The 7,031-nt window shown below is 51.2% G+C and carries 4 protein-coding genes; 1 reads left to right on the top strand and 3 read right to left on the bottom strand.

The annotated features are described in order from the left end of the window. Positions 1-49: 49 nt before the first annotated feature. Both IJN28_03785 and uvrC read right to left on the bottom strand, forming a co-directional pair. Positions 50-607 (bottom strand): LemA family protein, encoded by a 558-nt coding sequence (locus IJN28_03785; protein MBQ6712897.1) that lies wholly within the window; start codon positions 605-607, stop codon positions 50-52. 66 nt (positions 608-673) lie between these two features. Then, positions 674-2,476 carry an excinuclease ABC subunit UvrC gene (gene uvrC / locus IJN28_03780; GenBank protein MBQ6712896.1) on the bottom strand — a complete coding sequence of 601 codons (1,803 nt, stop codon included), beginning with the start codon at positions 2,474-2,476 and terminating at the stop codon, positions 674-676. Positions 2,477-2,669: 193 nt separating this feature from the next. Between uvrC and IJN28_03775 the strand changes: the two genes are divergently transcribed. Then, positions 2,670-4,076, top strand: a complete 1,407-nt coding sequence (locus IJN28_03775) for an acetyl-CoA carboxylase biotin carboxylase subunit (protein ID MBQ6712895.1) — start codon at positions 2,670-2,672, stop codon at positions 4,074-4,076. 89 nt (positions 4,077-4,165) lie between these two features. Here IJN28_03775 and uvrA read toward each other — a convergent pair whose 3' ends face one another. Continuing rightward, the gene (uvrA, locus tag IJN28_03770) at positions 4,166-7,015 is read right to left on the bottom strand and encodes an excinuclease ABC subunit UvrA (GenBank protein MBQ6712894.1); all 2,850 of its coding nucleotides are present in this window, start codon (positions 7,013-7,015) and stop codon (positions 4,166-4,168) included. Positions 7,016-7,031 lie beyond the last annotated feature (16 nt).

Raw genomic sequence — 7,031 nt, 5'->3', positions numbered from 1 at the left:
ATGATGATACATACGAGTGTCAGCCAGTGCAGAAGGGTACGTTTTCTTATCATTCGAAGCTAACCTTCGGTACAGCGCGAGTTGCTTCATCCGCTTCGAAGTATTCTTTTTTCTCGAATCCCATCATTCCTGCAACGATACTGGTCGGGAATGTACGTATCTTCGTATTATACGGTTGAATCGCATTGTTGTAATCTTGGCGCGCAACAGTCAGACGATTTTCCGTTCCCGCAAGTTCATCTTGAAGTGCACGGAAATTAGCATCGGCTTTGAGATTCGGATAATTTTCCGCTACCATAAGAAGTCTGCCGAGTGCATTCGTAAGTTCGGAGCTTGCCGTCGCTTTTTCGGAAGGAGTCGAGGCACCGCCGAGACGCGCACGTGCATCCGCTACAGACTGAATGGCTTCTTGTTCATGTGCCGCATAACCTTTGACTGTCGAAACAAGGTTCGGGATCAAATCACCACGACGCTGGAGTTGGTTTTCCACTTGTGCCCATTTGCTGTCGATGTTTTCTTCCATCGAGACCAATCCGTTATACGAACCAATCAGCCCACCGCCAAAGAGGAAAAGCACGATCACTATGATAATTCCTGTTTTCTTCAATCATATCGCCTCCGTTAGTATGCCTTATTACAGTTTTATTATACCGAAAAAATCCTACTCATACAACTATATTTCATGCGCACGGAAAAAATCATAGACAGCCTGTGCCGCTGCACTGTTCATGCCGTCTGCCTGTGCCAGTTCTTCCACGCTTGCCGAGCGCATCGCGTCGATACTGCCGAACGCTTTCCAGAGTGCTTGTCTGCGCTTCGGTCCGATACCGACGATATGATCGAGCACTGACTGCATATTGCGTTTAGCGCGCAGGTTGCGATGGTACGTGATGGCAAAGCGGTGCGCTTCGTCGCGTATCTGCTGCATGAGATAGAGCGACTGTGAATGACGCGGCAGGATAACAGGGTCGGATTCACCTTCGCGGAACACATACTCGAACTGCTTGGCAAGGCCGACGACGGGTACATCTGTAAGGCCGACACCGCGGATGACCTTGAGTGCGCTCGAGAGCTGGCCTTTCCCACCGTCGATAACGATCAGGTCGGGGAGCGGTTCTTTCAGCTCACGATAACGTCTGAGTACGACTTCTTCCATCGAGCGGAAATCGTCGGGTTTGCCTTCTACCGTGCGCAGACGGAACTTGCGGTAGTCGCTCTTTTTGGCACGACCGCCTTCGAATACGACCATTGAGGCGACTGTTTCTGTCCCCTGTGTATGTGAGATGTCAAAGCACTCCATTCTGTACGGCGGTTTGGCAAGGCCGAGATGATGGCGAAGCTCTTCCACCACATCGTCGTCTTCCGACTGCTCGGGCAGACGTTTCTTCTCCTCTTCTTCCAAAACGAGGCGCGCATTGTCACACGCCATTGTGACGATATCTTTTTTCGTGCCGCGCTGTGGTACGTGAAGCATGACCTTTGCTTCCTTCTTCGCCGACAAAAACGCCGTCAGAAGTTCTGTTTCCTCCGATGCGAACGGAAGGAGTATCTCTCGCGGAATAAACGCCGCCCGCGCATAGTATTGTTTTAAAAACGCAGTCAAGATCGCGCTGTCTTCTTCCTCGTCACTACCGCGCAGAAGGTAATGGTCGCGACCGACCATCTTCCCACTGCGAATGAAAAAGACCTGCACGCAGACATTTTTCGGCAAACGTGCCATCCCGATGACATCCTGGTCGCCGCTTCCCGTGACGATGTTCTGCTTTTCCTGCACCTTTTTCACCGCCACCAGCTGATCGCGAAGTCGTGCCGCCTCTTCAAAGCGGAAATCATCTGCCGCTTCTGCCATCTTTGCCTCCAGACTGCGCACGACCTGGTCGCTTCTCCCTTCAAGGAAAAGGCAGATATCGTCTATCATTCGGCGGTATGTTTCCATCGGGACATTTCCCGTACATGGTGCCAGACACCGCTTGATATGATGCTCAAGACAAGGGCGCGGAGAATCCATACGCTTGCACGAGCGGATAGGGAACAGCTTTTTGAGGAGGCGAAGCGTTTCGTGCACGGCACCCGCACTCGTATACGGGCCGAAGTACCGCCCGCCGTCTTTCATCACGCGCCGTGTGATATGGACACGCGGATATGCTTCCGCCATCGTCACCTTGATGTACGGATACGTCTTATCATCTTTCAGGCTGATATTGTATCGCGGTCGATGCCGTTTGATCAGATTGCACTCTAAGATAAGTGCTTCGATCTCCGAGGTCGTAATAATATATTCGAATGTGGCGATCTTCTCCACCATCGCGCGTACTTTGGGCGAATGATTCTTCGACGATTGGAAGTACGAGCGGACGCGATTTTTCAGATTGATCGCCTTGCCGACATAGATGATGCGCTTATCTGCATTTTTCATCAGATAGACGCCCGGCTTGTCGGGCAGAAGTTGTAATTTTTCTTGTATCTCTGCATTCATTTTCATCACCATATCCAGTATACCGTGCTTTTGTTCTTATGGCTATCTTTTTGTTTGTCAGATAATTCATAATTGTTTCTATATGTATACTTTTAAAAAGTATTGCCTACGGTGTACATTTGTATTATAATATCTTTGTAGCTTGTTACAAAAATAACAATCTAACATTAACGCAAATGGGAGGTCTATTCCGATGTTCAAACGACTCCTTATCGCCAACCGAGGCGAGATCGCAGTGCGAATCATCCGGGCTTGCCAGGAGCTGGGTATTGAAACTGTAGCTGTATATTCTGATGTAGATGAGCATGCACTCCATGTTCAGCTGGCTGATTTTTCATATCCGATTGGTCCTGCCGATCCGTTCATGAGTTACCTTAATATGGATGCTATCTTAGAGGCTGCCGACGCAACAGGCGCCGAAGCGATCCATCCGGGTTACGGCTTCTTGTCCGAGAGTGCCGAATTCGCAGAAAAAGTAGAAGACGCAGGCTTCGTGTGGGTCGGTCCTAGTGCCGAAACGCTCCGCCTCGTCGGCAACAAAGATGCGGCGCGTGCCGCAATGATGGCGGCAGGTCTGCCGATGACAAAAGGCTCCGATATCATCGCGAGCAATGATGATGCGTATGCCAAAGCAAAAGAGATCGGTTATCCTGTTATCTTGAAACCTGTTTCGGGTGGCGGCGGCAAGTCGATGTTCGTTATCTATACGGATGCCGACATGGAATCCGCACTCAACAAAGTCGATGTAACGAAACAAGCGTTCTATTTCGAAACGTATATCGAAACGTCGCGCCATATCGAAGTACAGATCATGTGCGACAACTATGGTCATACGATCCACTTGGGCGAACGCGAATGTTCGATCCAGCGCCGTAATCAGAAGATTTTGGAAGAAGCTCCGTCGAGTGCCTTGACGGTAGAGATGCGCGATAAAGTCGGTAAGCTTGCTATCCGCGCTGCAAAAAGCGTTCACTACACGAATATCGGTACGGTCGAGTTCCTTCTCGATACGAAAACGGGTGAGTTCTACTTCATGGAGATCAACCCGCGTATCCAGGTTGAGCATGGTGTTACCGAAGCGATCACAGGTATGGACTTGGTACGCCGCCAGATCCGTATCGCATCGGGCGAACCGCTCAACAAACGTCAGTCTGATATCAACTTCTTCGGTCATGCGATCGAATGTCGTATCAATGCAGAAGATCCTGAAAACCGCTTCATTCCGTCGCCGGGTCTTCTCGAGTTCTACCATGAGCCTGCAGGTCCGCGTGTCCGCGTAGACAGCGGTGTCTGCGCAGGTCTTACGATCGAGCCGTACTACGATTCGCTTATCGCAAAAGTCGTTGCTTACGGTCGTACGCGCGGTGATGCGATCAAGATCATGCGTCGCGCACTCAACGAGTTCCGCGTTGGCGGTATCAAAACGACGATCCCGCTTCATAAGCAGATCCTTGCCGATTCGCACTTCTGCACAGGCAATCTCGATACGCAGTTCCTCAACAAACGTATGCCGCTCTATGAAGCAAACAAAAACCGCGTACAGAAAAAACGCAGCAGCAATACACCACCTGATACGTCCATCATGATCAGCCAGTGGTAATATCGCATACAAGACGCTCCGACTAAGTTCGGGGCGTTTTTTATTATCCGTATATACGAAAAGAGAGAGCACTTCTGCCCTCTCTCTTTTTATGCTTCGTTTTGTCTTCTAAGACGCGCACCTTCTTCTAAGATGGGCTTGAGGAACTGTCCCGTATACGAGCGCGCCTCTTTCACGATCTCTTCGGGCGTACCCGATGCAACGATCATGCCGCCGCCCGAACCTCCTTCAGGGCCGAGGTCTATGATATGGTCGGCTGTCTTGATGACGTCAAGGTTATGCTCGATGACGATGACTGTATCACCGCCTTCAACGAGTCTGCCCAGTACTTCAAGAAGCTTATGGATATCTGCCGTATGCAGTCCCGTCGTCGGTTCGTCTAAGATATAGAGCGTCTTGCCTGTCGAACGGCGCGACAGTTCGGTAGCCAGCTTGACGCGCTGTGCTTCCCCGCCCGACAAGGTAGTGGCAGGCTGTCCGAGCTTGATATAACCGAGGCCGACATCTTGCAGGACTTTGAGCTTGCGTGCGAGCTTCGGAATATGCTGAAAGAATTCTACGGCTTCGTCGACGATCATATCGAGCACATCGGCGATCGTTTTGCCTTTGTATTTCACGCCGAGCGTTTCACGATTGTAGCGTGCACCGCGGCAGACTTCGCACGGTACATAGACGTCTGATAAGAAGTGCATCTCTATCTTGATGATACCGTCACCGCGACACGCTTCACAGCGGCCACCGCGCACATTGAAGCTGAATCTGCCGGGCTTGTATCCGCGCATCTTGGCTTCGGGCGTCTGGCTGAATACTTCGCGTATCGTATCAAACAGCCCCGTATACGTCGCAGGGTTGGAGCGCGGTGTGCGCCCGATGGGCGATTGGTCGATGTCGATAATTTTATCGATATGCTCTGTTCCGCGGATATCCAGATGCTTGCCGGGACGATTCTTCGTCCGATAGATGCGGTCGGCAAGTCCTTTATACAGGATCTCATTGACGAGCGTACTTTTGCCCGAGCCCGATACGCCTGTAACGACAGTCAGCACGCCGAGCGGAAATCTCGCATCGATATGCTTGAGATTATTCTCTGCCGCACCGATGACTTCTATCCACTTATCACTCGGCTGTCTGCGCACGGCAGGTACAGGAATAAACTTTCTTCTGCTGAGATAATCACCTGTTGCCGAACCGACAGTCGCTTTGATCTCATCGACAGTGCCCGCCGCGACGATCTCTCCTCCACCAAGACCTGCCGCAGGGCCGATGTCGATGATGTGGTCGGCGGCATACATCGTATCTTCGTCATGCTCAACGACGAGGAGCGTGTTGCCGACATCGCGCAGATGCTCCAGCGTAGCGAGGAGCTTATTGTTGTCGCGCTGATGCAGACCGATGCTCGGTTCATCGAGGATATAAAGAACACCGACAAGACCCGACCCGATCTGCGTAGCAAGTCGGATACGCTGTGCCTCTCCGCCCGACAGCGTTCCTGCCGCACGGTCAAGCGTCAGATAGTTGAGGCCGACGTTCATCAAGAACGACAAACGAGCTTTGATCTCTTTCAATATCTGACGCGCAATGAACTGTTCGCGTTCGGTAAATGCGACATTCTCAAAAAAGTCGATACCTTCCGCGATCGTCATCTGCGTCACTTCGTAGATATTTTTACCGCCTATTTTGACGGCAAGCACTTCAGGCTTAAGGCGCGCACCACGGCAAGTCGGACAGAGGCGCACGCTCATATATTCTTCATACTCGGCTTGCGTCGATTCGGAATGTGTTTCCTGATAACGACGCGCAAGAAGCGGCATGATACCTTCAAACGAGTTATGATATTCTTTTATTTCGCCGTACATATTCTCGTACGTATAGAAAAACTTTTCTTCGCCCGTACCGTAGATGAGCTTCTCTTTCACATCATTTGCGAGATCGGCAAATCGCGTATCGAGCGTGTAGCCGTATTTCTCCAAAACGGCACGCATCTGGCACATCGCATACGAGCTTTCGTTCTTACTGAGCGGTGCAACGACGCCCTGACGGAAGGTGAGCGATTCGTCGGGAATGACGAGCGCAAGATCGAATTCCATATGACTGCCAAGACCTGTACAAGCAGGACACGCCCCCATCGGATTGTTGAACGAGAACATACGCGGTGCGATCTCGGGCAAACTGATACCGCAGTCGATACAGGAGAAATTCTGACTGAATGTCAACTCATCTCCGTCGATGATCTGCACGAGCACGATACCGTCCGATAGTTTGAGAGCCGTTTCGATAGAGTCGGCAATGCGGTCCTCTGCCCCTTCGCGTACAACAAGGCGGTCGATGACGACTTCTATTGTATGCTTCTTCGTCTTTTCGAGCGTGATCTCATCGCCGATATCGTACATCATACCGTCGACACGCACACGCACGTAGCCGTCTTTTTTCACTTGTTCGAGTACGCGCTGATGCGTCCCCTTTTTACCGCGTACGAGTGGTGCCATGATAATAAGCTTCGTCCGCTCGGGATATGCCATCAATGCATCGACCATCTGCTGTACCGTCTGCTGCTGTATCGGCTTACCGCATTTCGGGCAGTAGGGTCTGCCGACACGCGCGAACAAAAGGCGCAGATAATCGTAGATCTCGGTCACCGTACCGACAGTCGAACGCGGATTGCGGCTCGTCGTCTTCTGGTCGATCGAAATAGCAGGCGATAAGCCTTCGATATAATCGACATCGGGCTTATCCATCTGACCGAGGAATTGGCGCGCATAGGCAGAGAGCGATTCGACATAGCGGCGCTGTCCTTCGGCATAGATAGTATCGAACGCAAGTGACGACTTGCCCGAGCCCGACAGACCCGTCACAACGACGAGCTTATCGCGCGGGATCTCCACGTCGATATTTTTCAGATTGTGTTGTCTTGCTCCTTTTATGATAATTTTATCTTTCACACTAGTCCCTCTTTGA

The sequence above is a fragment of the Selenomonadales bacterium genome, from assembly GCA_017442105.1.
Lineage (GTDB): Bacteria > Bacillota > Negativicutes > RGIG982 > RGIG982 > RGIG982.
The sequence above is the reverse complement of the archived record's forward strand: the minus strand, read 5'-3'. Positions and strand labels throughout refer to the sequence as shown.